A 26,073-nucleotide genomic window follows, 5' to 3' on the forward strand; every position below is an offset into this window, starting at 1 on the left:
TTCGGTTTCCCCAAAACTGAACTTTAAATACTCAACTATGAAAAACAACAGAAAAAACTTGATCGTGCTTTTTGGCGCCTCCCTACTATTGATGGTTGCATGTCAGCAAGGACCAAAAAAGGAAGAACCTACCGAAAAAGTATCACCCCCGGAAGGCATTATATCCCTTGAAGAATCCAAATCCCTGTACGATAACTACACAAAAAACAGAGTGGATATGATACAGGCTTTTGAATTGGAGCGTGATTCTGCCAGAAGATTTGTACCAGCACGCTTTACCTCTTTTTCTTACGCCGATATGAAACAATATATGGCCTACGTAGAACAGGAAGCCCAAGAGGCGGGTGTCAAGGTCTCTTCACTACGCCTTTATTTTGCCAATTATCCGGACAAACCTGATTTTCCCGATGGGAAAAAAGTGGTTCACCCCAGACAGAATTCGATTTTTATAGTGCCAACTACTATGATCGATGGAAAGGAACTCGGTTTTTACATAGGCAGTGATGGAAAAGCAATGCCGATAAAAGGTGTTGTGGGCAGTTCGGAAACAGGAGAAAAAACAGAACCCAACACTTCTGAAGCGAGCTTTTTTCCCAATCTTTTTCAGAGTGGGGACAAAAGTTTGAACCTCAACCATGGATCTTCCGGACCACCGCCATATACCGATTTTTAATTTGTGGGTACCATGCCAGAAGATCTTATCAAAATTCTTAAAGACCATTTCTACATTCCTTTGTATTTAATTACGTGGATTGTATCCGTTGTCAAGTACAAAAGTTTTTTTGACACTCCTTTGAAGTACCTTCCCATGCTTATTATCTACACCTTTTTTACAGAGGTTTTGGGTTACTTCATTAAGTACAACAACGATTACCAGTTCTTTTCGGATTCAAGGTATGCCTGGCATAATGTGATTATTTATAATGTGTACCAGATTGTGTTTTTTATTTTCTTTTTTGAAATCTATAAGAAGGTTACCAATAAGCAAGGCTTAAAAAAGCAAATTAAATATTTAATTATTTTTTGCATGATTGCCTACCTTATCAATGCCTTAGTTTACAACCCTTTACACAACCAAATGACGCATGCCCACATTATAGGTTCCATCATCATGATTTATATAGTGGCCATGTATTTCAGGGAGAAATACTTGGAGGAATCCGGGCAGTCGCTTGTGTACAATCTATTGTTTTGGATAAGTTCAGGGCTGATGATTTTTTATACGTTGTTCCCGATAATATCAATAATCTACTTGCTCGATCTTAATATAGGCATACAGATTTATTTTAGACCATTATTGCTTACATCGATAGCCTTAATGTACGGATTGATGATTCTAGGGCTCCTTATAGGTAAAAGAAGAGCATTCAGATAATCATTTAAGATCAAGGAAACAAAGCCTCCTTTGAAGGAGGCTTTTTTGTTATTTTTGCGAACCGACCACACAAAAACACGATACTGTCTGTAAGACGGTTACATAGAATAATGGATGCCATTTTAACCTTTATTACCGAACATTACATTATCCCTTTCTATCTTATTGTTTGGTTGGTGTCCATGGCTTGCTACCGCACCTATTTTGATACTCCATTAAAATACTACCCCATGTACCTTATGTACACCTTTTTAACAGAGTTATTAGGGTATTTTATAAAGTTCCATGAAGAATTCCAAGTAGTCAATGACAATCGGTACAACTGGTACAATGTTATCATATATAACATTTACTCCGTGATTGCCTTCATGTTTTTCTACTACATTTACTCGCAGGTATTACAGCAAGCCAAACATAAAAAATGGGTTGTTATCGGTGCTGGTTTAAGCCTTATGAGCTATATCATCAGCCTATTCTTCCAAGACCCATTCTATTCCAATCTTTATTATGCGGACCTTGTTGCATCCATGGTACTGTTATCCATTATTTGGTTGTACTATAAAGAGAAGAAAATCGAGTTCAGTCCGTATCCTCAGAAACATAATTTGATGTTTTGGACCAGTATGGGCTTGGCGGTTTTCCACTTATTTTTTCCTTTTCTGATCATAATTGGGTACGAGGCACCCAAAATTTGGGTGGACTATAACCTCAGGGGCATTCTTTGGATTTTTATCCTGTTTATGTACGGCTCCTTTATGGTCGGGGTCATGGTTCACAAAAGAAAAGCCTTTAGATAAAATCTCTCCAAACAAAAAAACGCCCCCAAATTGGAGGCGTCTAAAATATTTTAAATGGTCAAAGACTACAATCCAGCAACTTTGGTCATCAACTTGCTCTTAAGGTTTGCTGCCTTATTGTTGTGAATGATGTTTTTCTTGGCCAATTTATCGATCATACCGACTACAGTGGGCAACAAGGCTTCAGCAGTTTTCTTGTCCTCTTCGTTACGCAATCTTTTGATGGCATTACGCACGGTCTTGTGCTGGTACCTGTTACGCAAACGTACTGCTTCGTTTCTTCTGATTCTTTTTAATGCTGACTTATGGTTTGCCATTGCTTAAATTTAATTCTTTCTAAATCCTATTGTTGTAGCCCGTAGGGGAATCGAACCCCTGTTACCAGGATGAAAACCTGGCGTCCTAACCCCTAGACGAACGGGCCATTATTTCAATTTCAAAATTTTAAGCTACAAAGTTAAAAAATAAGCAGCTCTTTAGCTTAAAACTCTTCTTCGTAGCCCGTAGGGGAATCGAACCCCTGTTACCAGGATGAAAACCTGGCGTCCTAACCCCTAGACGAACGGGCCGTATGGTTGCATAATTGCGGATGCAAAAATACAACTATTTTTAAGTCTTGCAACAGTATTTTTTATTTTTTGCACCCTGTCTAGTAGGCCTTTGCGAACAACACCCTTTGAGCGGATGTTTTTCCCGTTACCATACATTTGCCTTCTTCTTTTTCGGAATGCAATGGGATACAACGTATTGTTGCCTTCGTCTCCTCTTTTATCCTGTCCTCTGTTTCAGGGGTTCCATCCCAATGAGCGGAGACAAAACCTCCTTTTTCCTCGATTATTTTTTTGAACTCGTCATAGGAATCCACCTCGGTAATATGGTTCTTTCTATAATCCAATGCTTTTTTGAAGATGTTTTCCTGGATATCGTCCATCAAGGAAACTACCTTTTCCACCACCTCTTCGGCTTTCACGATTTCCTTCGTCAGGGTGTCCCTCCGTGCCACTTCAAAAGTACCATTGGCCAGATCGCGCTGACCCACAGCTATGCGCACCGGAACTCCCTTGAGTTCATATTCATTGAACTTAAAACCCGGTTTATGGGTGTCTCGGGTATCATATTTTACCGTAACGCCCCTGTCCCGTAATTCCTGTACCAGCGCATCAACCTTTTCGGAAATCGCATCCAATTGATCCAATCCTTTATAAATAGGAACAATAACGACTTGTATCGGTGCCAATTTTGGCGGCAATACCAAACCATTGTCATCGCTGTGCGTCATCACAAGGGCTCCCATCAGCCTAGTGGAAACACCCCAGGAGGTGGCCCAAACATAGTCCTGAGTACCTTCTTTGTTCGCGAACTTCACATCAAAGGCCTTGGCAAAATTCTGTCCCAAAAAGTGGGATGTCCCAGCTTGAAGGGCCTTGCCATCTTGCATCAACGCCTCTATACAATACGTTTCTTCCGCACCGGCAAAACGCTCACTCTCTGTTTTGGTCCCTTTGATCACGGGAACGGCCATATAACTTTCAACAAATTCGGCGTACACGTTCATCATAAGCTCTGCTTCTTCCAAAGCCTCCTCACGGGTGGCATGGGCGGTATGCCCCTCTTGCCATAAAAATTCGGCCGTTCTTAGAAAGAGCCGGGTTCTCATTTCCCAACGCACCACATTGGCCCATTGGTTGATTTTTAAGGGTAAATCCCGGTATGATTGAATCCATCGTCGGTAGGTATCCCAAATAATCGTCTCGGATGTAGGCCGAACGATAAGCTCCTCCTCCAATTTGGCATCCTCGTCCACAACAATACCGCTGCCATCCTCCGCATTCTTTAAACGATAATGGGTGACCACCGCACATTCCTTCGCAAAACCTTCCACATGGCTGGCCTCCTTGCTCAAATAGGATTTTGGAATGAACAAGGGAAAATAAGCATTCTCATGCCCTGTCTCCTTGAACATTTTATCCAACTGTGCTTGCATTTTTTCCCAGATGGCATACCCATAGGGTTTTATTACCATGCAACCCCTAACGCCCGAGTTTTCAGCCAAATCCGACTTCACTACTAGTTCGTTATACCATTTGGAATAATCTTCCGCTCTGCTCGTTAAATTTTTACCCATGTATCGTAGTTTGGCACAAAACTTGTGTCTTTAATCATGAAATGATTGGTAAAACTAATTATTTTTAGTATGTTCAACAATAAAAATTGCGCCATGTTAAAGTCTTTACTCCATAAAAAATTACAAACCCCTTCCATATTGATGGTCAGTGCCCTCTTTATGGCTTCATGTGGGTCATATCAACAAGCTTCTTATTATAATGATGGAATCTATTCCAGCAACAACCGCGTTGTAGGTGTTGAAAAAAGGAATGCGGAGGCGGTGCGAATCGAAGATCAGGAGAACAATATCTACGGAGACTATTTCGGCGACAAGGCGAATGAATACGGTGAAATTTTGGACAGTGAAGTTTTTACCGACATTGACAGCTATTCCAGCCAAATGCGGAACGATACCATTCCATATGGCGAACAAACGGATTATTTCGCATACAATAACAATTATAACGGTAGCCCAGGTTGGGGCGACAACCCTACAAGCATATCCATAAACGTTTACGACAACAGTTGGGGCTGGGGCGGCTATTATGGCTGGAACGACCCATGGTTATGGAACGGCGGATGGGGCTGGAACTATCCTTACTACGGTTGGGGATGGAACAACCCATGGAGATTTAACCGTTGGGGCTGGGGAGGCAACTTCGGCTGGGGATGGGGCTACCCATACAACGGATGGGGTTGGGCCGGTTACTACGGCTGGAACGGATATTATGGCTGGGGAGGCTACTATGGTGGCCGTTACTGGAACCGTCCATACAACAACAGAGGATATTACGGTAGAAACTACGCATACATGTCAGGCCGTAGAGGATACTCCTCGCGAATTCCCGGTACAACATTGTCATCCAGGTCAAATGGATATACCAGCAGGTTGAGAAACAACAGCGGGCGTTCCAATGCCACGGTATCCAGAAGCAATAATTTGGCAAACAGAAGTTCCAACGGATATAGTAATAGGTCCAACGTTAGAAGGACAATCAGCGCCGACGCGGTCGCCCGTAACCAAAACTATAGATCCAGCAGAAGCACTAGAACTTCGCCCAATTATAATGGTAGCTCAAGAACCTACCGTTCCTACGGAACATCACCTTCGACCAGAAGCAGTGGAAGTTACAATAGGAGCAGTTCGCCATCGAGCAGTTATAGAAGTTCCGGCAACAGGAGCTCTAGAAGCTATACGCCCAGCAGAAGCAACTTTAGCCGCTCCTCAAGTTCCAGCAGGTCCGGTTCAAGCTATCGCAGCAGCGGCTCTTCAAGTAGCAGGTCCAGTTCCGGCTACCGAAGTTCAGGAAGTAGCTCCAGAAGTTCTGGCGTAAGTAGATCTTCAGGATCTTCCAGATCATCCGGGGTTAGTAGATCTTCGGGTGGAGGATCTAGATCTTCAGGAGGCAGCAGAGGCGGTCGAGGTGGTGGTAGACCATAATTTCACACAGTTATATTGAATAATCTAAATCAGAATAAATGAAAAGAATCTCAACTTTCATAATGGTATTGGCATGCACTTTTGCAAGCGCACAGACCATTGATGATGTAGTACGATATAGCACCGAAAACATCCTGGGGACCCCAAGGTTTCAGGCTATGGGCGGAGCGTTTGGAGCTTTGGGCGGCGATTTGTCCGCTCTTAATGTGAACCCAGCAGGTTCGGCCGTATTTAACTTCAGTGAAATCGGCATCACCGGCTCCAACTACCACACCAACAACGATGCGCTATACGGAGGAACACTCAGGAACACCACATCCAATTCCTTGGATTTTAATCAGGTCGGCGGTGTTTTTGTCTTTAATTCTTCCACGGACAGTCCATGGAGAAAAATCGCATTGGCGTTCAATTATGATTTGATCAAAAATTACGATAACGAGTTTGTCGCTTCCGGAAGCACACCCGTGGGTATCGATAATTATTTTCTGAATTTTGCACAGGGAGAACCATTGGGCCCCTGGAGAACACAACAGGGCGAGTTTATCGAGGATGCCTATTTGGATATCGGGGCAAACCTAGGTTATTCCGCACAGCAGGCATTTCTTGGTTTTCAGGCCGGGATTATAGAACCTGTGGACGACGACGACCAGAACACCAACTATTTTCCCAACGCGCAGTATAGCAGCGTTAACCAGCAATACATACAGAACACATCCGGGTACAACAGTAAGTTCACCCTGAACTTTGGAAGTCAATACAAAGAAGACCTTTACCTAGGTGCATCCGTAAATTTCCATAATGTTGTTTATGATAGGATCACATATTTTGATGAAGATGGGTATGATGCCGAATCACCGATTCAGTTTACGACCTTCGATAATCTTTTACATACCGAAGGCTATGGTTTCTCCTTCAGTTTGGGAGCCATTGCCAAAGTGAACGAAACCATTCGATTGGGCGGTAGCTACCAATCACCAACGTGGTACACCCTAACGGACGATACGTCGCAACGTATCAATTCGGATCTGGCCGTATCGGACATCAACTTTATCAACTTTGGCATTGTAAACCTGTATGACGAGTACCGAATCAAAACCCCGGAAAAATTTACCGGAAGTGCGGCATTGGTCTTTGGGAAAGATGGGCTTATAAGTTTGGATTATTCCTACCAAGATATGTCCAAAGCTGAATTAAGGCCTACCTCGGACCCCAGTTTTGCAGCAGAGAACGATTTTATCAGCAACACCCTGGTCGCCGTTAACTCATACCGATTGGGTGGGGAATACCGTATAGAACAAGTGAGCCTTAGGGCCGGATATCGTTTTGAGGGAAGCCCTTATGAAGACAGCAACCTAATGAGCGATTTAAATGGTTTTTCTGCGGGAATCGGATACAACTTTGGCGCGAGCCGACTGGACTTGGCCTATAGCAGGACCGAACAGGATATCAATTCTTATTTCTTTGACGGTGGAATAGATAGCGCTGCATTGGTAAACAGAATCAACACGAATGTATCCTTAGGGTACACCTTGAAATTCTAACCAAGAAAGATTAAAAAAATATTATGAAGGCTGGAAGAGATTCCGGCCTTTTTTCTGTTGTTATCTCACCAGGGAGAAGTGCCTACGAACCGATGTTGCAACTATTGTTCCCTCGTCATCACGATCATAATCCAATCGGAACCAGTAATCGGAAGAAGGCATATCCCTGCCATTGAAGGTACCGTCCCAGCCAATGTTCACATCTATCTGTTTTAATAGCTTACCGTACCTATCAAAAATGAACACCACAGGATTTATTAGCTCTTCAACGCCGTAAACATTCCAATTGTCATGGACGCCATCACTGTTAGGCGTAAAGAATTTTGGATATCCCACCACCAAAAACTCTATCGGCTCTGTGGTTCCACATCCATTTTTATCATTGATCACAACGGTATTGGTCCCTGGGGGCACATCCAGAAAAACTGGATCGTCCTGAAATTCACCTCCGTTGATGGCATATTCATAATTACCGTACCCCACCGGAACTATCTCCACATTGTAAGGGTCGGTCTGGTCACTATTGACAAAATCATCGATCACACGGACTTCCTCCAAAGCTGGAGTTCCATAAAATGTGATCAAAATATCGTCGGTGACCGTTGTTCCAAAAGTAGATTCGATAGTAACGCGATAGCGGCCTGAATTGGGGCTTGAAACCGTTAACTCGGTAGCGCCCGCTCCGGTTGCCAAAATTGTTTCGTACACACCATCATCATCAGCATCCAATTCCCAAGTAATATCTGCTATGCTCGGGCCAACAGGGGAATTTAAAGCGGAGAGAACAATATCCGGATCGCCCTCACAGGCCACAATATCAAACCCTAAAAATTCATCCCGCAAAGTACAATCCAGGGCATTGTCCTGATCTTCATCCACGGAAGAACCGGTAAAAGTCAACATAAAAGACTCTGGCTCTTCATCAAAATTGGTGTTGTAGTTATTGATGTAGAGGTAATATACCTCCCCTTGCCTTACATTCAACCATTCATCATAGGTGTTTTGACTTCCTTTTACAAATGGGGCACCTTCTCTTAGATCCCCAGGGTTTACCCCAATTCCGGTAAAGCCGGTATCGTTGTATTCATAGTTGCAACGGATAGGCTGCGCACTGCCATCGCCAATAATCGTGCAGAAATTCTCATTGGAAGTCTCATCAAATGGGCCATAAAGTGCAAAATCCCACTCCGCTGTAATCGGACCGCCAAGGTTTACCGGCAAAGCTTCAATATCAAAACCTATCTGTCCATCAGTTCCTGCCCTGAACACAAACCAGGCGGTGTTGTTTTCGATATTTGCAGAACTTACGCTTCCTTTTTCCAAGCATCCCGTTTGGGTGATAACTTCAGGATCAAAATCGTCTATATCGCCACTGCCATCCGTACTGCCCATAATAGGTGCATCCGCACATACAGGTATTGCCGTTCTACAATCCGGGGAGTTTTGTGCGCGGGCCGCGAAAGTTAAAAGCAAGCAACAGATAGCGCTGAATAGGGCTCTCATAGAATTTTGGGGCTAATGGTTATGCTACTTATAACCTGTATAACTCCATAAGCCAAGCTTTTAGTATGTTGTTGTCGAAGAAATTTGCCGTTAATCGATGAATGGCCTGTTTGCTATCTCCTCAGGGAAAAATGACTTTGCAGATATTTGGCATAGGTACGGTTACCAGAATCGTCCACATAGGATAGTTTGAACCAATAATCCGTGGACGGCAAAGGTTTTCCATTAAAACTCCCGTCCCAGCCCGCATCAAACTCGCTCATTTGCTTGATGAGCTTGCCATAACGGTCGTAAATGGTAACAATCGGTGAATTTAATGTCGAAAGTCCCTCGACTTGCCAAGTTTCGTTGAGAACGTCCCCGTTTGGAGAAAATATGGGCAAGAACCCAACTACAACAATATCCTCTTCCACTACTCCACAGCCATACGGGTCTCGCATACTCACTGTGTGCACCCCGGGTGCCACCCCTTCAAAAACATGACTGCTTTGGTAATCACTACCATCCAGACTGAATTCATATGCACCGGTACTTTCCGTGTTGATGGTAACGATATTGTTCGTGCTCATGTCCTCAATATCAATGCTCGAAATCTGTGGCATACTGGAAATGGCAACCGTTACCTTTCTGATTGCTTCACAAATAGCTCCGTTGGATTGGTTGGTGACCGTTAAAGTATACTCTCCGGCTTCCGAAACTAAAATGGAAGAGGTTTGCTCCCCCGTGCTCCATTGATAAGAATAGTTTGGGTCCGGTTGTGTTTCGCCGATTTCCACATTTCCAATTGTTTCGCAGATGACAACTTGTTCTTCAAAATCCAGAATAGGATTCTCTATCGATTCCAAAGTAAAACTTTGGGTAGCATCATAACATTCGGAATTTGCCAAAGAAGTGGTCCGCACATAAATAGTTTCCGTCCCTCCAAGGACAACATATTGTTTTTCCAGAGGGTTTGCACCCATTTCTGCATCATTTTGAGAGCTGTGGTAACTTACCATAAACAATGAGGGATCCATGGCACCCATTGCCTCTGCATCCTTACTGCTCAAATCAATAGTGGTATCCGTTTGATAACAAAACACTTCATCGGTCAGTGAACCCGTCACGGGCACTTGATTAAAAGCAACTTGCACGTCGCTTATGATACTTTCAGCGGATGTATTGACCACCACACGATATTGTCCGGAATTTTGAACATTGTAGGCGGCTCCATTGACCCCGGCCATCAATTGATATCCGTTCCCGGTATCAACATACCATTCATAATTAAGAGCACCCGAAGTCGTGGCATCCAAAACCACATCATCACCTTCACAAGCGGCGATTGGCGGCCCCAACAAATTGCTCACTATGGAACAATCCAATGCGCTGTTGGGATAATCCACCCAAATATTTCCCGTGAACTGGATGGAAAAACCAGAATTGATATTACTAAAATTATTGATGAAAAGATAATAGTCCTCCCCAGCTTCCACTTGAATCCAATCCTCATAATGGACGGAGTCCGTATTGCCGGTAGGATCTTCCCCTACTCCAATAAAACTGGTGTTCTCACTATTGTCAAAAAAATTGCATCGGATAGGTTCGCCCAAATTGCTGCAATCGGTCGCCCGATAAAGTGCAAAATCCCAATCTTCGTTGCTGTTGTGTCCAATATTAAATCCCAATTGACCTGCCTCGGCCGTCCTAAAACGATACCAGGCCGAATTGGATTCTATGGCACCCGTTGCCGTCCGTTCCAAGCACCCGCTGGAGGTAGCGCCATTGAAGTCATCGGCACCAAAACCATTGGTTCCGCCATTTATGGGCGTATTGCTACAAATGGGGATGGCGTCCACGCAATCTTGGGCAACCTGTGCATTTGCAGCCTGCCAAAAAAACAACAAAAGAAAGGTGCACGAAAGAGGTTTGATCATAAAAGACTGTAGGTTTGCGCATTATAAAAGTACCTCGGCAAATGGCTTAACAATAATTTATGTTGTCAAACGTCGGTTACCGGATGTTAAATCGGTCATTAATGTATATCTTTGCTGTCTTTAAGCAGCAGCTATGAAACTAGAGCAGGCATTGGAAGAACAATATGAAGAAAGAGGAAACGACCACGTAGGCTCCTCATCGGACACCCCGTTAAGGGATGATGCTTTTGTATTGAGTGACGAAGAAAAAATCGAAAGAATACAAAAAAGCGTAAGGGAAATTATGCTTACCCTCGGCCTTGATTTGGATGATGACAGTTTGAAGGGAACACCCAAACGCGTGGCAAAGATGTACGTACAGGAAATCTTTGGTGGACTGCATCCTGATAGAAAGCCCAAATCCTCAACTTTTGACAATAAGTACAAGTACGGTGAAATGTTGGTGGAAAAAAACATTGTGGTCTACTCCACATGTGAGCACCACCTATTGCCCATTGTTGGGCGGGCACACATCGCATACATTTCGAGCGGAACCGTGGTAGGTCTTTCCAAAATGAACCGCATTGTGGATTATTTTGCGAAGCGCCCACAAGTCCAGGAACGCATGAATATCCAAATTGTAAAAGAACTTCAAAAAGTTTTGGGTACTGAAGATGTAGCTTGTGTTATCGATGCCAAGCACCTTTGTGTAAACTCTAGGGGCATACGGGATATTGATAGTAGTACGGTGACCGCCGAATACGGTGGAAAGTTTAAAGAAGAGGCCACTAGAAGGGAGTTTTTGGATTACATCAACCTGGAAACCGAATTTTAAACACCGACCATTTAAATGCAATTGTACAAAGACCAAACCTTAAGAATCCATAATTCACTTACTGGAAAGAAAGACGTATTCGAACCTATAAACGAAGGCCATGTGGGCATGTATGTTTGTGGTCCAACAGTTTACAGTAATGTGCATTTGGGCAACTGCCGCACATTCATGTCTTTTGATATGATTTTTCGGTACTTCAAACACTTGGGGTACAAGGTGCGCTATGTCCGCAATATTACGGACGCTGGCCACTTGGAAAACGATGCGGATGAAGGTGAGGACAAAATTGCAAAGAAGGCCAAATTAGAGCAGATCGAACCCATGGAGGTAGTGCAACGCTACACGGTGGACTTCCACAACACTATACAACAATTAAATTTACTGCCCCCGAGTATTGAACCTACGGCCACAGGTCACATCATTGAGCAGATAGAGATCATCAAAGAAATCCTTGAAAAAGGATTGGCCTACGAAGCTAACGGTTCCGTTTATTTTGATGTGGTCAAATTCAATGAAGACCATGACTACGGTAAATTGAGCGGAAGAAAGTTGGAGGATATGATCACCAATACCCGCGAGCTTACCGCACAGGACGAAAAAAGAAATCCGCAGGATTTTGCCCTTTGGAAAAAAGCGGAACCCCAGCACATTATGCGCTGGCCATCTCCTTGGGGCGATGGTTTCCCAGGATGGCACTTGGAGTGTACCGCGATGAGCACCAAATATTTAGGCGAAACCTTTGATATTCACGGCGGAGGAATGGACCTTAAATTCCCCCATCATGAGTGCGAGATTGCACAAGCAGAGGCCAGTACAGGAAAATCTCCCGTAAACTACTGGATGCATGCCAATATGTTGACCCTGAACGGTAAAAAAATGTCCAAATCCACGGACAACAATATTTATCCCTCAGAGATTTTTAGTGGGAACAACAATATTTTGAGCAAGCCCTACTCGCCAGCTGTAGTTCGCTTTTTTATGATGCAGGCACACTACACCAGTATTTTGGACCTTAGTGACGAAGCTTTGCAAGCATCTGAAAAAGGATATGGCCGTTTGATGGATGCCCTGGATAGCATCGATAAATTAAAAACCGGTGAAAAGTCGGATTTTGATGTGGCCGCTTGGAAGCAGAAATGCTACGATGCCATGAACGACGACTTCAACACCCCGATTTTAATCGCGCAGTTGTTCGAGGCCGTAAAGCACATCAACTTAATCAAGGAAGACAAGGAAAGTATTTCCGAAGAGGACAAAGATTTTCTGGCAAGTTCGTTCAAAGCCTTTGTTTACGATGTACTTGGTATTGAAAATCAATCCATAGGCAAAGATGATTCCAATACCCTCAATGGCGTGATGGAACTGTTGATCGACATTAGAAACGAGGCGCGTGCCAAAAAAGATTTTACCACTTCAGATAAAATCAGGGACCAATTAGTTGAATTGGGCATTCAAATAAAAGATGGTAAGGACGGGACCACTTTCAGCGTAAACTAAATAGGTTTACCACCATTTTTGTTGTCCGAGCTAAGTTTTTCTACTATGAAAAAAATTTTAATAGCGCCATTTGTAATGTTGGTACGGTTTTACCAACTTTTTATCTCGCCCATGCTCCCCTCCACATGTCGCTATTCCCCTACTTGCTCACAATATACCTTGGAAGCTTTAAAAAAACACGGACTTTTTAAAGGGGGCTGGCTTTCCATGAAGCGTATCGCCAGTTGTAATCCCTGGGGCGGAAGCGGTTATGATCCCGTTCCTTGAAAATTGAACTTTAATTAACACCGCACAACCGTTCAAAGTAGTTATATTAGTCCAAAATTTTGATAAATGTATTTTCTCGGATTTGACTGGAACCCCGAAGGAACCCTTTTTAAATTGGGTTTCATACAAATAAAATACTACAATTTGTTGTGGATCGCTGCCTTTGTTCTAGGTTGGTTCATCATGAAAAAAATATTCCTGAGCGAAAAGAAATCCATGGAAAAGCTGGATTCCCTGTTCATCTACACGGTGGTTTCCATCATGTTGGGAGCGCGTTTGGGTCATGTGTTCTTTTATGATTGGGACTACTACAAAGACCATTTGGCAGAAATCCTGTTGCCCATACATGAAAATGCCAACAGTTCGCTTTTCGGTATCATCAACGGGTATGAATTCACAGGATTCACAGGACTGGCCAGTCACGGTGCAACTATCGCGGCCATTATCGGAATCTGGCTGTACACGCTAAAATGGAAAGACATTAAAATGCTTTGGTTGCTGGATAGATTGGTGATCCCATCGGCTATCGGAGCGGCATTTGTACGATTCGGCAACTTTTTCAACTCCGAGATCAATGGTAAAAAAGTGGAAGAATCCTATTTCTTGGCCACACGTTTTATTCGTGATTCGGACGATATGCCCGCTTACAAGGCCATGGCTATCACCAAGGAGTCAACCCCGAACGCAGCCTATAAAGCCATACAGCACAATCCGGAATTTTCCGAGGTTTTAAGGGCCATCCCTCACCGTCATCCAGCGCAACTGTATGAAGCCGTTTCCTATATTTTTGTTTTCATAGTGCTCTATCTTATGTATTGGAAAACAGATTGGAAGGAGAAACCTGGTTTTCTTTTCGGTTTGTTTATGATTCTTTTGTTCGTTGTGCGCTTTTTTGCGGAGTTCTATAAAAAGAGTCAGGGCGGATTTGAAGATACCTTGGGAATGCTTTCCACAGGACAATGGCTCAGTCTTCCGATGATATTGATCGGGTTTTATTTTATGATCAGACCGGCACCGGTAGAAATATAAAAGCATGACCTACCTTAAAAAAATAGTCCTATTTGTACTTTTACTGGTATTGGCTTCTTGTAAGACCGACTCAAAGCAGGCTATCAAGACCGATTCCGTTTCCTTTACCAAAGAAGGAGAACTTGACGTACTATCAACGGAAACAGATTCCATCAAGGCCAATTTCGATATAGAGATCGCAGAAACGGAGTACGAGACCCAAACTGGGCTTATGTACCGAAAATCCATGAAGCAAAATCGAGGAATGCTGTTCATTCAGCCCTCGGAGTCCTTACAATACTTCTATATGAAGAACACGGAAATGCCTTTGGATATTATCTACATAAATTCCGGAATGAAGATTGTGAGCTTTCAAAAAAATGCAGAGCCGTTCAACGAAACGAGCCTACCTTCCAACGCTCCGGCCAAATATGTTCTGGAAATCAATGCAGGGCTTTCGGACCAGTTGGGGCTACAAGTAGGGGATAGCATCTCATTCTACCGCAATTAAATGTCCAAATATCTTCTAGAAAATCAGGCCACAGAGCGACTGATCTTTCGCAAACTCGAAGCATCGGACTTTGAGGATTGGTTGCCCTTTTATCACAATCCAAAATCCACCCAATATTGGGAAGGTCTTCCCACAGACCCCATTGAAGCTTGCCGAACCCAATTTGATAGAGTTTTTGAGCGATATGAAAACGACTTGGGCGGAATGAACGCCCTTATTTCAAAAGAAACCGGGGCATTGGTCGGAATTTGTGGACTCTTGGTTCAAACAGTTGATGACATACAGGAACTGGAAATCGGCTATTCCATACTTCCAAAATTTTGGTTGCAGGGCTATGCGTTTGAAGCAGCACAAGAATGCAAGGAATTTGCATTTGAAAATAACTTTGCAGATACCTTGATCTCCATCATACATGTGGATAATGTACCTTCCCAAAAAGTGGCTCAAAAAAATGGCATGCATTTGGACAAAACCACTGCCTACAAGAACAATCCTGTCCATATTTTTCGGGTAAACCGAGGATAATCGTAATTTTAAAGCCATACTTTAACACCTGATGAAGCTATCCAAAAGCTACGCTATCCTCACGCAGAACAATTCCAATACGGACCGATTGGTGCAACAATTGCTTCGGAACAAAATTGTTGAGGGACTGCAAGAGCTACAGCCCTTGAACGGCCTTCTTTTTTCACGTTCGGAGATCAATCGGTACATGGACGAAGAAGAACGCCATGATATCAAAGTTTTGACAAAGGGCAACGATCAAGCTTTAAAAACCATGAGCAGCGGAGAGCAAAAAAAAGCATTGCTCAGCCATATACTGCAACAGAATCCCGATTTTATGGTCTTAGTAAATCCTTTTGACAATTTGGATGTTGCCACCCAGACCAAACTCAAAGAGCAGCTTTCTGATATTGCTTCCCACAAAATTTTGGTACAGGTGGTAAGCAGGTTAGATGATATTTTACCCAACACGACCCTCTTTTTTAAACTGGACGGAGATAACTTGCATCCTTACGGATCTCCAGATACCTTTTGGAAAGAAAACAAAACCGAATCCATCGGTTTTAACGGGACCATACCCCCACCCCTATCCCCTGTTGATGTTGACCTAAATGAATTGGTCCGCTTTAAGAAGGTATCCGTAAGTTTTGATGGTCGAAAAGTATTGCACCAAATTGATTGGACCATCAAAAAAGGGGAGTTTTGGCAACTGATAGGACCCAATGGAAGTGGAAAATCCACCCTACTTTCCATGATTACGGGCGACAACCATAAAGGATACGGTCAAGATTTGACCATTTTTGGCCATAAAAAAGGAAGCGGTGAAAGTGTTTGGGACCTTAAACAAAAAATTGGTTACTACACCCCAGCCATTACACATAAATTTCGGGGATATCACAGCCTGGAAAATATGATCATATCCGGACTCCACGATTCCATTGGCCTGTATGTGCAACCAACGGACAGTGAACGGCAAGTGGCCAAACAGTGGTTGCGCCTCCTAGATTTGAACGATCGAAAAAGTGATCACTTTAGGGAACTCTCCCCAGGAGATAAGCGGCTCGTAATGATGGCCCGGGCCATGGTAAAACATCCTCCTTTACTTATTCTGGACGAGCCCACAGCGGGTTTGGACGATTCCAGCGCCACTCTATTTGTCGCTTTGGTGAACAAAATCGCGAAGGAAAGTGATTCTGCCATCATTTTTGTGTCCCATCGAAAAGAGCCCCACTTGGACCCTGAACAGATTTTTGAGCTGCATCCATCAGAAAAAGGTTCCATAGGTAAAGCTCTAAAAGCATAGTTCCTTCATATTCAAACAGTTATACAATCCATGGTTTTTTTTGCTATCTTATAGGGAATTCAGTTTCTAAAACTCTTCCATTACATGCAAAAAATCAATGTGAAGCCAGGCGCCAAGATTGTGGACTACAAGGCGTACGGTTCTCTTTATACGTCCGTTCTAGATTTTCTGGAACAATCCAAAGACCCTATCGAATCCTTAAAAGGGCGAACTATTTGGATGATCAATTCCACAGCAATAGGCGGAGGCGTCGCAGAAATGCTGCCGAGCCAGATGAGGATATTGCGCGAACTGGGCGTTTCCATCCAATGGCTGGTAATCGAGGCCAAAGAAGACGCTTTCTTCGATTTGACCAAACGCATCCATAATGCCATTCATGGGAGCGGAATCGGTATTTTCACAGTAAAGGACAGGACCATTTATGAAACCGTGAACCGGAACAATCTCCCAAAGGCCCTAGAGCTTATAAACGATGGTGACATTGTTGTGGTACATGACCCGCAGCCTATGCCCTTGGCGGCAATGATCAAAAAAGAAAAGAACGTTTCCATACTTTGGCGATGTCATATCGGTCTGGCGGAAGATACGGAGGTCACGGACGCCGTTTGGAAATTTTTGGAACCGTACACAAACGATTACGACCATTTTGTTTTTAGTCTTCCCGCCTATGTGCCCAAGCCTTTACAAAAGAAAGCTTCCATTATTCCCCCGGCCATTGATCCACTGAGCCATAAAAACAGGGAACTACAATTGCACAAATGCATCGGTATTCTATATCAGTCCGGGATTTTGGACGACCACAAGGCCATTTTGTACCATCGGTACAAGCATCTCGTACGAAAGGTAATGCCCGATGGTTCTTTTGATGAATTGGAGGCAGGTCAAAATCTGGATTTAATTTATAGGCCCATAGTTACTGAAATCTCCCGTTGGGACAGGTTGAAGGGTTTTAAAGAATTGATGGAGGCCTTCATCAAAATGAAGCTGGACAACCGAAAACATGGAGACCCAAAAAGCTTGGAATACAAACGCATTGAAATGACACTTTTAGTGATGGGCGGTCCAGACCCCGCATTTGTATCGGATGATCCCGAAGGCAAAGAGGTGCTGAAAGAACTCACGGAAACCTACAAGAAAATTGACAAAAGCATGCAAAACGATATTGCGATACTATTGCTGCCCTTGGACAACCCCAAGGAAAACGCCTTGATTGTAAATGCCCTCCAACGTTCATCCAGTATTATTGTACAGAATTCCATACAGGAAGGTTTTGGCCTAACCGCCACCGAGGCCATGTGGAAAAGAAAACCGGTTTTGGTCTCCAATGCCGCAGGTTTAAAATATCAGGTGATTCATAACAAAACTGGGCAAATAAATCCAGACCCCACGGACATCGATAGTCTGGCAAAAACATTGGCCTATATGCTCAACCATCCCAAAGAACGTGACAAATGGGGTTTTAATGGTCAATTACGGGTCATCCAGAACTTCACACTGTTCAGTCAATTATTGTCTTGGCTGGAAGTCTTATCGAACAATAGGGTACAAGCATAAATAAATAAACAAAGGCCCTCAAATTGAGGGCCTTTATTATAAAGTGTAATGTAAAAAAACGAAAAACTATGCTCCTGTAGCAGCAGCAATTTTCTTCTTTAATGAGTCGAACATCACAGGTGTTGCGATAAATACGGAAGAGTAAGTACCAACGATCACACCAACGATCATCGCGAACATAAATCCTCTTAGGCTTTCCCCTCCAAAAATAAAGATGGCCAACAACACGATCAACGTGGTAAGCGAGGTGTTCAACGTTCTACTCAAAGTGCTGTTCAATGCATCATTGATGTTTACCCCATCATTGAATCCTTTTAGGACCGTAATCTCACGGATACGGTCGAATACTACCACCGTATCGTTCAGGGAATAACCGATTACGGTAAGAATGGCAGCAATAAAAGCTTGGTCTATTTCCATGTTAAAGGGCATAATACTTCCCGTTAGCGAGAAAATACCCAACACGATCATTACATCGTGGAATACCGCAACTACGGCACCCAATGAGAATTGCCATTTTCTAAATCGCAATAGAATGTATAGGAAAACTACCGCCAAGGAACCAATAATGGCCAAAAAGGCATTTTTCTTGATGTCATCGGCAATCGTGGGTCCTACTTTTACAGATTGTAGGATACCTATCGATTTTTCGGAGGCACCAATGGTGAAATCTTCAAAAGAAGTTCCATCCGGCAAGTATTTTTGTAAAGTGGTATATAGCTTATTCTGGATCTCGTTATCCACTTCAACCCCTTCTTGGTCCACTTTATATGGAGTTGTCACCTTTATTTGGTTCGCATCACCAAAAGTCTTCACCATGGTTCCACTACCAAATACCGTATTTAGTTCAGAAGCAATTTCCGAAGGACTTACCGCTTTTTCAAAACGGATTTGATAAGAACGTCCACCGATAAAATCAACCCCTTGGTTTAGCCCTTTAGTAAATAACGAGAATACACTTACTGCCACCAAGATTCCAGAAACAATGTAAGCAATCTTACGCTTGGACAAGAAATCGATGCTCATCTTGGTAAAAAGGTTCTTGGTAATCCCTGTACTGAAATCTAATCGTCTACCTTTTTTACTGGTGTAGGCCTCAATCATCAATCTAGTCACAAATATGGCCGTGAACAGGGAGGTAACAATACCTATCATCAATGTAGTGGCAAAACCTTTGATAGGTCCTGACCCAAAGATGAAAAGGATAATTGCCGTTAATCCAGTAGTAATGTTGGCATCCAAAATAGAAGACAAGGCATTTCCAAAACCATCGGCAATGGCTTGTGCCTTTCCTTTACCACGGGCCAGTTCCTCTTTTACCCTTTCAAAGATAAGTACGTTGGCATCCACCGACATACCAATGGTCAATACAATACCTGCGATACCTGGCAATGTCAAAACAGCTCCAAGACTGGTCAATACTCCAAAAATCAATAGAATGTTGAATACCAATGCGATATCTGCAAATACTCCTGCTCTACCATAGTAGAAAATCATCCATACCAGCACAAAGATCATAGCGATGACAAAGGACATAAATCCACTGTCGATAGCTTCTTGTCCCAAGGATGGTCCAACGACTTCCGATTGGATGATATCTGCAGAAGCAGGAAGTTTACCTGCACGCAATACGTTGGCGATATCCTTTGTTTCGTTTACCGTGAAGGTACCTGTAATTTCTGAACGTCCACCGGATATTGGTCCAGAAGAAACACCAGGTGCCGTGTACACTTTATTGTCAAGCACAATGGCAATTCCTGTTTGATTGTTATAGGCGTCGCCTGTCAACTCTTCCCATTCCTTCGCACCACGGGTGTTCATCGTCATGCTCACCGCAGGCTTATTGAACTGATCAAAAGTATCCTGTGCATCTGAAACCACATCACCACTGATTCTTGGGGTACCTTCTCTGTTGGATTTTAATGCGTACAGGTCAACGACCTCGGCATCCATGGATGGGCGTTCCCACAAAAATTTGGTGAACTGAATATCATTGGGCAATAATCTTCTAATTTCAGGCATCCTTAAATACTCCCCTATTTCGGCAGTATCGGAAACCATGGCACGGGCTATGGCATGGGAACCTGGGTTGGCGGGAATGAGTTTTCCCAAAATCGGATTGACATCATTGGTCATATCCAAAGAATCCTGAGCGACATCAGATAGCAAAGAGTCTATCTCCGATTCCGGTTTTGCCACTTCGTCCTCCTGCTTCGCCTCGGGCTTCAATATTTCTTTTAGACGTTCGTTCGCGTTCACTAAGAAGTTCCCAATACTTTGGTTGCTCTGTGGATAGGTTTCCCAGAACTCCAATTGTGCCGTACTGGACAACAATTCCTGGGCGCGGGCAATATCCCTTGCTCCTGGAAGCTCAACCAAGATCCTACCGGAGTTTCCTTCCCTTTGGATGTTTGGTTGGGTAACCCCGAAACCATCGATACGCTCACGAAGTACTTCAAATGCAGAGACGATGGATTCATCAATCTTTCTTCGGATAACAGGTTTTACCTGATCATCGGTCATTTGAAAGTTGATCTCATCGCTAAGGCCCTTATTGGCAAAAATATCGGGCGATGCCAATTTGGTATCTCCTTTGATATTATCAAATGCTTCGAAAAATAGTTCCAAATAGGTATTGTCACTATTTTTTGATGCTTCATCGGCATCGGCCAAGGCCTTGTTGAACACAGGGTTCTTTGTATTGTTGGCCAATCCCTTTAAAATATCCTTTACGGAAATCTGCAAGGTAACGTTGATACCTCCCTTAAGGTCCAATCCTTTGTTCAGTTCCTTTGTCTTGGCATCTTCATAGCTCGTAAAACCCAGAACAGTGTTGTCACTGATGGAATCCAAATACGATGCCTCTAAAGCTTCACGCTTTGCAACATAATCTTCCTCAGCTTCCGAAATTTGGCTAACTGCGTATGCTTCAGCATCTTTCTCCAACTTATTTGTGATGAAGGTAAAAGACAACTGATAGATGCTCACCAAGCCAAAAAGGATTGCGAAAAGCCTTATAAGTCCTTTATTCTGCATTGATTGTTAATTTTTTAGAAGTTTTCTTAAACAGCGTGCAAATATATCATTTCCGTTAAGATTTGACAATAGAAATTGATGTAATTGCAATTCCAGTTGACGGTTGCGGTATTAAAACAAAATTGTCATTCCAGATAAGCCCGAAAATCCTCCCGAAAATACAGGGTCGTTTCCTTGTGCCGCATCCAAAATGACAATTCAGTCGATTGGTATCTTTTATTTTAAAACTCCAAAAGTCCGTTGGTCTTTTTAACACCGGCCGCACTTTCCTGCATTTTTGCTTTTTCGGCATCGGACAATTCTATTTCCACGATTTCCTCGATTCCGTTTTTACCCAAAATCACGGGTACTCCAATACAGATATCGTCCAATCCATATTCTCCTTCCAATAGCGTGGAGCATGGGAACATTTTCTTTTGGTCGCATGCAATGGCCTGTACCAATCCGGATACGGCAGCTCCTGGAGCGTACCATGCGCTTGTCCCCAACAACTTGGTCAATGTGGCCCCTCCTACTTTAGTCTCTTCCACGACCCAGTCCATTTTATCCTGTGGCAAAAATTCGGAAACCTTGACACTATTCCTTGTGGCGTGACCGATCAACGGAACCATTCCTGTATCACTGTGTCCGCCGATCACCATACCGTCGACATCGGAAATCGGTGCGCCCAAAGCTTCGGCCAATCTATACTTGAATCGTGCGCTGTCCAATGCACCGCCCATACCTATGATCTTGTTCTTTGGCAAACCTGTTGTTTTGTGCACCAAATAGGTCATGGTATCCATTGGGTTGCTCACCACGATTATGGTCACATTTGGAGAGTGCTCCAATAAACTGGATGCCACTGTTTTTACGATTCCGGCATTGATTCCTATAAGTTCTTCGCGTGTCATACCAGGTTTACGCGGGATTCCCGAAGTGATCACGGCGATATCACTACCGGCGGTTTTACTATAATCGTTGGTGCTTCCGGTGATTTTGGTATCAAATCCGTTCAAAGAGGCCGTTTGCATCAGATCCATGGCCTTTCCTTCGGCATATCCTTCTTTGATGTCCAATAAAACTACTTCGGCTGCAAAATTTTTCATTGCTATGTACTCAGCACAGCTTGCTCCAACTGCGCCTGCTCCAACTACGGTAACTTTCATTTGTATAGATTTAAATTTTAGTCTTCAAAAATAAGGCATTTGCCTCAGAATAAAGCTGACTTTCACCAGTTTTAGAGGCCCAATGCGTTCAGATTTTACCAACTGACCGATTTTATGAAACCGTTGCGAACCTTTGCCTCCATCAAAAAAGCCAATGGAAAACCTACTTTTTATATTTTTTGTGCAATAGATTCCTACAAACCGACGTTATAATAGTCCCAAAATCAATTTAACCTACTGACCCATGAAAAAGCTCTTTTCATTGTTGTCCATTATAGGCATTATTGCCATAAGCAACTGTACCCGAGTACCAGAGAACCATGATCCTATTTTGGGAATCTGGGCAAAAACGGAATCTTCCACCACTGAAGGAAAAAGCAATGGCACCGTTCGCGAAGAATGGATTTTCAACGATGTTTACCTGGGCAGATACCAAAGGTATTCCGACTCCGAATTGATTTTTTACACTGATTTTAGATGGTCCAAAGATAGTGGGGCCTACTCCATTACTTATGGTGACCCCAATGTTACGGATATTACCGTGAGTTTGATAAAAGCCAACGAACCTGAAGTTTTAGCCCTGGAGAATGGCTCGGTCTTCGCCACCAGGGAATAGCGTGAAGACTACATATATGAAAATAGTAGGCCCCGGAAACGGGGCCTTCTTTATTGCTATAAAAATTTGCTTTTTTACCTGAAGCCAAAGTTCACACCAAAGGTGAAGGTGCTGAATTCGGAAAAATTGTATTCGGCATTGAGCCTGAAGAAACCAAGTTTTAATTTGGTACCCAGATTTGCGGAAACCCCGTTGGCCTTTTTTGAAACAGAGAATGGATCTACAACCGTCTCAGAAAAGAAAGGACCATTGGCCTGATAAGTACCCAAAACGTCTATATCCGATTTACCGGTAATATAGCCGAGACCACCATAGAAATTGATCACTGGAATGTTCTTAGTTGAAACGACTGCGCTAAAATTCCAGGTTTTGAAGTTTGCATCGATTCGTTGATCACTACCACTAATAAAATCAGAATCTGTAAAATCGTACTCACCGTTCAAATTAGTGTACCCGATCACCGCAGAAATAGCCACGGGCAATACTTTGTCCGCTGGCAACATTTTTGTGAAGTCATACTGCAGACCTGCCCCAAAAAGTCCGATCTTAGCGTCGTCATCAAACTTGATTTTTGGCAGAAAGCGTGCCTTCACCTCCAATCCCTTGACCAGACCCACAGCTGCCTGTACGTATCCGGACGGAATAAAATTAAGGTTCGCGGAAGCCAGACCGGAAGGAAGTTCAAATTCCTCTCGGAACACCCCACTTTCATCCTCCACAAATACTTCGATGCCCTCAATATCACCCAAACCAGTGGCCACGGGCCTAGCTTGACCAGGATTGTTCACGAAATCAAGATTTTCATAGTCTGCCGGGTCTAGCAAAAATGCCTTTTTATCGTCCTTGTTCTTAAAACCCGTCATGTTCCCTATAATGGAGATCTCAAAGCCTCCCAAAGGTTTTGCATCTGCACTGTTGTACCAACCATTGGATATACTATAAATAGATGCTTCCGATACCGGAGCGAGATAGGCGTTGGCAAATCTTTCGGCATCCGCCACGCCCGAAACAAATATGTCGTTCAAATCTTGTGCCTTCGCCGCGGAAACAAAAACCAAGGCTAGGGCAAAAATTACTTTTTTCATAATGTTGAAGTTTTTACCAAAACTAAAAAACTCGCCTTTGAGGGGCGAGTTTTTGTTGTGAAATGTCCATTATCTATGCATCTATATTCGCATAGACCGCATTTTTCTCTATAAATTCACGTCTTGGAGGCACTTCATCCCCCATCAACATAGAGAATATTCGGTCGGATTCCGTTGCATTGTCAATCTGCACCTGACGCAATTTTCTAAAATCTGGATTCATAGTGGTGTCCCAAAGCTGCTCGGCATTCATCTCACCAAGACCCTTATAACGTTGGATACCTGCTCCACCGCCCATTTCCGCATTGATGGCATCTCGTTCCTTATCGTTCCATGCATAGCGTTTTTTGGCGCCTTTTTTCACCAAATATAATGGCGGGGTTGCTATATATACGTGCCCACCTTCTATAAGTTCCCTCATGTATCGGAAAAAGAAGGTCAAAATCAACGTTTCAATGTGGCTACCATCAACATCCGCATCACACATGATCACTACTTTATGGTATCGCAGTTTTTCAAGGTTCAGTGCCTTACTGTCCTCTTCCGTACCAATGGTAACCCCAAGTGCCGTATAAATGTTCTTGATTTCCTCATTTTCAAAAACCTTATGCTGCATGGCTTTTTCCACGTTCAGAATTTTACCCCGTAGTGGAAGAATTGCCTGGAAATTCCTATCTCTTCCCTGTTTTGCCGTTCCACCTGCGGAATCTCCCTCGACCAAGAACACTTCGCATTTGGTAGGGTCTTGTTCGGAGCAATCGGAAAGTTTTCCGGGCAATCCGCCAACGCTCATCGGGTTTTTACGCTGAACCATTTCACGCGCCTTTGCAGCGGCGTGTCTAGCTTGAGCGGCCAGCTTCACTTTTTCCACAATTTGCTTGGCATCATCTGGATTTTCCTCCAAATAATCCGTCAACATTTCGGAAACAGCCTGACTTACTGCACTGGTGACCTCACGGTTACCCAGTTTGGTCTTGGTCTGCCCTTCGAACTGTGGTTCAGCTACTTTCACGGAAACAATAGCCGTCAATCCTTCACGGAAGTCATCCCCGGAAATTTCGAACTTCAATTTGTCCAACATTCCGGAATTGTCGGCATACTTTTTCAAAGTAGTGGTCAAACCTCTTCTAAAACCAGAAAGATGCGTACCCCCTTCGTGCGTATTGATATTGTTCACGTAGGAATGAAGGTTTTCGGAATATCCTGTGTTGTAGACCATGGCCACTTCCACAGGAATGCCGTTTTTCTCACCTTCCATCGAAACTACATTCTGAATCAAAGGCTCTCTGTTTCCATCCAAGAATTTGATAAATTCTTTCAGACCTTCTTCCGAATGAAAAACTTCGGAAATGAACTCACCATCTTTATCCTTGTGCCTTTTATCAGTAAGGGTTATTGTGATTCCCTTGTTCAAATAAGAAAGCTCACGCATTCTATTGGAAAGGGTCTCATAACTGAATTCGGTGGTTTGGGTGAAAATGGTATCATCCGGAATAAAGGTTACGATGGTACCTGTTTCCGAACTTTCGCCCACACTTTTTACAGGATAAAGTGCTTTTCCCCTTTCATATTCTTGCTCCCAAATTTTCCCATCTCGGTAAACGGTCGCTTTTAATTTTGATGACAGCGCGTTGACACAGGACACCCCCACACCGTGAAGACCCCCGGAAACCTTATAGGAATCCTTGTCGAACTTACCACCTGCACCAATCTTGGTCATTACCACCTGAAGGGCCGAAACTCCTTCTTTTTTATGAAGATCTACTGGAATCCCCCTACCGTTGTCCTGGGTGGTTATGGAATTATCCTCGTTGATGATGACATCGATCGTATCACAATAACCGGCCATCGCCTCGTCAATCGAGTTATCCACAACTTCGTACACCAAATGGTGCAATCCTCTGACCCCTACATCCCCAATATACATGGAAGGTCTCATACGTACGTGCTCCATTCCCTCAAGGGCCTGGATACTATCCGCCGAGTATTGTTTCTTATTAGCTTCTTCGCTCATATATTTTCAGTATTTGCCTCAAATTTTCAAATCCTAC

The 26,073-nt window shown here is 43.4% G+C and carries 22 protein-coding genes and 2 tRNA genes; 14 read left to right on the top strand and 10 right to left on the bottom strand.

The annotated features are described in order from the left end of the window. Nucleotides 1–37: 37 nt before the first annotated feature. The 3 genes from SD449_RS14885 (at nt 38) to SD449_RS14895 (ending at nt 2,172) form a co-directional block, all read left to right on the top strand. Nucleotides 38–673, top strand: a complete 636-nt coding sequence (locus tag SD449_RS14885; RefSeq protein WP_318311659.1) for a hypothetical protein — start codon at nt 38–40, stop codon at nt 671–673. 12 nt (nt 674–685) lie between these two features. Continuing rightward, entirely contained in the window at nt 686–1,375 is a 690-nt protein-coding gene (locus SD449_RS14890; protein WP_318311660.1) for a hypothetical protein, read from the top strand. Nucleotides 1,376–1,485: 110 nt separating this feature from the next. Next, nucleotides 1,486–2,172, top strand: coding sequence for a hypothetical protein (locus SD449_RS14895; RefSeq protein WP_318311661.1), 687 nt, complete (start codon nt 1,486–1,488; stop codon nt 2,170–2,172). Between the two features lie 65 nt (nt 2,173–2,237). Here the strand turns inward: SD449_RS14895 and rpsT are convergent, their stop codons facing one another. From rpsT to proS, 4 genes are all read right to left on the bottom strand, one after another. Next, a complete protein-coding gene (gene rpsT / locus SD449_RS14900) occupies nt 2,238–2,489 on the bottom strand; it encodes a 30S ribosomal protein S20 (RefSeq protein ID WP_318311663.1) in 252 nt (83 codons plus the stop codon). A gap of 35 nt (nt 2,490–2,524) precedes the next feature. Continuing rightward, a tRNA-Glu gene (locus SD449_RS14905) sits at nt 2,525–2,596 on the bottom strand. A 73-nt stretch (nt 2,597–2,669) separates the two neighbouring features. Then, nucleotides 2,670–2,741 (bottom strand) — tRNA-Glu (locus SD449_RS14910). A gap of 80 nt (nt 2,742–2,821) precedes the next feature. Further along, nucleotides 2,822–4,297 (bottom strand): proline--tRNA ligase, encoded by a 1,476-nt coding sequence (proS, locus tag SD449_RS14915; RefSeq protein ID WP_318311665.1) that lies wholly within the window; start codon nt 4,295–4,297, stop codon nt 2,822–2,824. A gap of 93 nt (nt 4,298–4,390) precedes the next feature. On the opposite strand from proS, the gene SD449_RS14920 reads away from it, so the two are divergent. Together SD449_RS14920 and SD449_RS14925 are read left to right on the top strand one after the other, a co-directional pair. Next, the gene (locus tag SD449_RS14920) at nt 4,391–5,719 is read left to right on the top strand and encodes a hypothetical protein (protein WP_318311667.1); all 1,329 of its coding nucleotides are present in this window, start codon (nt 4,391–4,393) and stop codon (nt 5,717–5,719) included. A gap of 38 nt (nt 5,720–5,757) precedes the next feature. Then, nucleotides 5,758–7,260: an OmpP1/FadL family transporter gene (locus SD449_RS14925; RefSeq protein WP_318311669.1), complete on the top strand. Its 1,503-nt coding sequence runs from the start codon at nt 5,758–5,760 to the stop codon at nt 7,258–7,260. Between the two features lie 60 nt (nt 7,261–7,320). Here the strand turns inward: SD449_RS14925 and SD449_RS14930 are convergent, their stop codons facing one another. Both SD449_RS14930 and SD449_RS14935 read right to left on the bottom strand, forming a co-directional pair. Further along, complete coding sequence (locus tag SD449_RS14930) at nt 7,321–8,763, bottom strand: T9SS type B sorting domain-containing protein (RefSeq protein WP_318311671.1); 1,443 nt, start codon at nt 8,761–8,763, stop codon at nt 7,321–7,323. A gap of 113 nt (nt 8,764–8,876) precedes the next feature. Beyond that, on the bottom strand, nt 8,877–10,679 hold the full coding sequence (locus SD449_RS14935) for a T9SS type B sorting domain-containing protein (RefSeq protein ID WP_318311673.1): 1,803 nt from the start codon (nt 10,677–10,679) through the stop codon (nt 8,877–8,879). A 133-nt stretch (nt 10,680–10,812) separates the two neighbouring features. Here SD449_RS14935 and folE point away from each other — a divergent pair, with 133 nt between their 5' ends. From folE to SD449_RS14975, 8 genes are all read left to right on the top strand, one after another. Further along, complete coding sequence (gene folE, locus SD449_RS14940) at nt 10,813–11,493, top strand: GTP cyclohydrolase I FolE (RefSeq protein WP_318311674.1); 681 nt, start codon at nt 10,813–10,815, stop codon at nt 11,491–11,493. Between the two features lie 15 nt (nt 11,494–11,508). Beyond that, nucleotides 11,509–12,990, top strand: a complete 1,482-nt coding sequence (cysS, locus tag SD449_RS14945; RefSeq protein ID WP_318311675.1) for a cysteine--tRNA ligase — start codon at nt 11,509–11,511, stop codon at nt 12,988–12,990. Nucleotides 12,991–13,035: 45 nt separating this feature from the next. Further along, nucleotides 13,036–13,257, top strand: coding sequence for a membrane protein insertion efficiency factor YidD (gene yidD / locus SD449_RS14950; RefSeq protein ID WP_318311677.1), 222 nt, complete (start codon nt 13,036–13,038; stop codon nt 13,255–13,257). Between the two features lie 66 nt (nt 13,258–13,323). Continuing rightward, entirely contained in the window at nt 13,324–14,286 is a 963-nt protein-coding gene (gene lgt, locus SD449_RS14955) for a prolipoprotein diacylglyceryl transferase (RefSeq protein WP_318311678.1), read from the top strand. Between the two features lie 4 nt (nt 14,287–14,290). Then, on the top strand, nt 14,291–14,776 hold the full coding sequence (locus SD449_RS14960) for a DUF192 domain-containing protein (protein ID WP_318311679.1): 486 nt from the start codon (nt 14,291–14,293) through the stop codon (nt 14,774–14,776). After that, nucleotides 14,777–15,301, top strand: coding sequence for a GNAT family N-acetyltransferase (locus tag SD449_RS14965; RefSeq protein WP_318311680.1), 525 nt, complete (start codon nt 14,777–14,779; stop codon nt 15,299–15,301). Between the two features lie 31 nt (nt 15,302–15,332). Then, on the top strand, nt 15,333–16,583 hold the full coding sequence (locus SD449_RS14970) for an ATP-binding cassette domain-containing protein (RefSeq protein WP_318311682.1): 1,251 nt from the start codon (nt 15,333–15,335) through the stop codon (nt 16,581–16,583). An 84-nt stretch (nt 16,584–16,667) separates the two neighbouring features. Then, nucleotides 16,668–18,137: a glycosyltransferase gene (locus tag SD449_RS14975; protein ID WP_318311684.1), complete on the top strand. Its 1,470-nt coding sequence runs from the start codon at nt 16,668–16,670 to the stop codon at nt 18,135–18,137. Nucleotides 18,138–18,203: 66 nt separating this feature from the next. Here SD449_RS14975 and secDF read toward each other — a convergent pair whose 3' ends face one another. Continuing rightward, the gene (gene secDF, locus SD449_RS14980; protein ID WP_318311686.1) at nt 18,204–21,173 is read right to left on the bottom strand and encodes a protein translocase subunit SecDF; all 2,970 of its coding nucleotides are present in this window, start codon (nt 21,171–21,173) and stop codon (nt 18,204–18,206) included. A gap of 221 nt (nt 21,174–21,394) precedes the next feature. Beyond that, on the bottom strand, nt 21,395–22,321 hold the full coding sequence (gene mdh, locus SD449_RS14985; RefSeq protein ID WP_318311687.1) for a malate dehydrogenase: 927 nt from the start codon (nt 22,319–22,321) through the stop codon (nt 21,395–21,397). A gap of 244 nt (nt 22,322–22,565) precedes the next feature. Between mdh and SD449_RS14990 the strand changes: the two genes are divergently transcribed. Continuing rightward, a complete protein-coding gene (locus SD449_RS14990) occupies nt 22,566–22,937 on the top strand; it encodes a hypothetical protein (protein WP_318311688.1) in 372 nt (123 codons plus the stop codon). 74 nt (nt 22,938–23,011) lie between these two features. On the opposite strand, the gene SD449_RS14995 is transcribed toward SD449_RS14990, so the two are convergent. Continuing rightward, nucleotides 23,012–24,022 carry a DUF6588 family protein gene (locus tag SD449_RS14995; protein ID WP_318311689.1) on the bottom strand — a complete coding sequence of 337 codons (1,011 nt, stop codon included), beginning with the start codon at nt 24,020–24,022 and terminating at the stop codon, nt 23,012–23,014. Nucleotides 24,023–24,095: 73 nt separating this feature from the next. Beyond that, nucleotides 24,096–26,036 (bottom strand): DNA topoisomerase (ATP-hydrolyzing) subunit B, encoded by a 1,941-nt coding sequence (gene gyrB, locus SD449_RS15000; protein WP_318311691.1) that lies wholly within the window; start codon nt 26,034–26,036, stop codon nt 24,096–24,098. Nucleotides 26,037–26,073 lie beyond the last annotated feature (37 nt).

Origin of the sequence: Flagellimonas crocea (assembly GCF_033441595.1) — a bacterium.
GTDB classification, from domain to species: domain Bacteria; phylum Bacteroidota; class Bacteroidia; order Flavobacteriales; family Flavobacteriaceae; genus Flagellimonas; species Flagellimonas crocea.

Excerpts from the sequence above, each read along its gene's own strand:
- SD449_RS14885 (WP_318311659.1), top strand. The coding sequence starts at position 38 with ATGAAAAACAACAGAAAAAACTTGATCGTGCTTTTTGGCGCCTCCCTA.
- SD449_RS14890 (WP_318311660.1), top strand. The coding sequence starts at position 686 with ATGCCAGAAGATCTTATCAAAATTCTTAAAGACCATTTCTACATTCCT.
- SD449_RS14895 (WP_318311661.1), top strand. The coding sequence starts at position 1,486 with ATGGATGCCATTTTAACCTTTATTACCGAACATTACATTATCCCTTTC.
- rpsT (WP_318311663.1), bottom strand. The coding sequence starts at position 2,489 with ATGGCAAACCATAAGTCAGCATTAAAAAGAATCAGAAGAAACGAAGCA.
- proS (WP_318311665.1), bottom strand. The coding sequence starts at position 4,297 with ATGGGTAAAAATTTAACGAGCAGAGCGGAAGATTATTCCAAATGGTAT.
- SD449_RS14920 (WP_318311667.1), top strand. The coding sequence starts at position 4,391 with ATGTTAAAGTCTTTACTCCATAAAAAATTACAAACCCCTTCCATATTG.
- SD449_RS14925 (WP_318311669.1), top strand. The coding sequence starts at position 5,758 with ATGAAAAGAATCTCAACTTTCATAATGGTATTGGCATGCACTTTTGCA.
- SD449_RS14930 (WP_318311671.1), bottom strand. The coding sequence starts at position 8,763 with ATGAGAGCCCTATTCAGCGCTATCTGTTGCTTGCTTTTAACTTTCGCG.
- SD449_RS14935 (WP_318311673.1), bottom strand. The coding sequence starts at position 10,679 with ATGATCAAACCTCTTTCGTGCACCTTTCTTTTGTTGTTTTTTTGGCAG.
- folE (WP_318311674.1), top strand. The coding sequence starts at position 10,813 with ATGAAACTAGAGCAGGCATTGGAAGAACAATATGAAGAAAGAGGAAAC.
- cysS (WP_318311675.1), top strand. The coding sequence starts at position 11,509 with ATGCAATTGTACAAAGACCAAACCTTAAGAATCCATAATTCACTTACT.
- yidD (WP_318311677.1), top strand. The coding sequence starts at position 13,036 with ATGAAAAAAATTTTAATAGCGCCATTTGTAATGTTGGTACGGTTTTAC.
- lgt (WP_318311678.1), top strand. The coding sequence starts at position 13,324 with ATGTATTTTCTCGGATTTGACTGGAACCCCGAAGGAACCCTTTTTAAA.
- SD449_RS14960 (WP_318311679.1), top strand. The coding sequence starts at position 14,291 with ATGACCTACCTTAAAAAAATAGTCCTATTTGTACTTTTACTGGTATTG.
- SD449_RS14965 (WP_318311680.1), top strand. The coding sequence starts at position 14,777 with ATGTCCAAATATCTTCTAGAAAATCAGGCCACAGAGCGACTGATCTTT.
- SD449_RS14970 (WP_318311682.1), top strand. The coding sequence starts at position 15,333 with ATGAAGCTATCCAAAAGCTACGCTATCCTCACGCAGAACAATTCCAAT.
- SD449_RS14975 (WP_318311684.1), top strand. The coding sequence starts at position 16,668 with ATGCAAAAAATCAATGTGAAGCCAGGCGCCAAGATTGTGGACTACAAG.
- secDF (WP_318311686.1), bottom strand. The coding sequence starts at position 21,173 with ATGCAGAATAAAGGACTTATAAGGCTTTTCGCAATCCTTTTTGGCTTG.
- mdh (WP_318311687.1), bottom strand. The coding sequence starts at position 22,321 with ATGAAAGTTACCGTAGTTGGAGCAGGCGCAGTTGGAGCAAGCTGTGCT.
- SD449_RS14990 (WP_318311688.1), top strand. The coding sequence starts at position 22,566 with ATGAAAAAGCTCTTTTCATTGTTGTCCATTATAGGCATTATTGCCATA.
- SD449_RS14995 (WP_318311689.1), bottom strand. The coding sequence starts at position 24,022 with ATGAAAAAAGTAATTTTTGCCCTAGCCTTGGTTTTTGTTTCCGCGGCG.
- gyrB (WP_318311691.1), bottom strand. The coding sequence starts at position 26,036 with ATGAGCGAAGAAGCTAATAAGAAACAATACTCGGCGGATAGTATCCAG.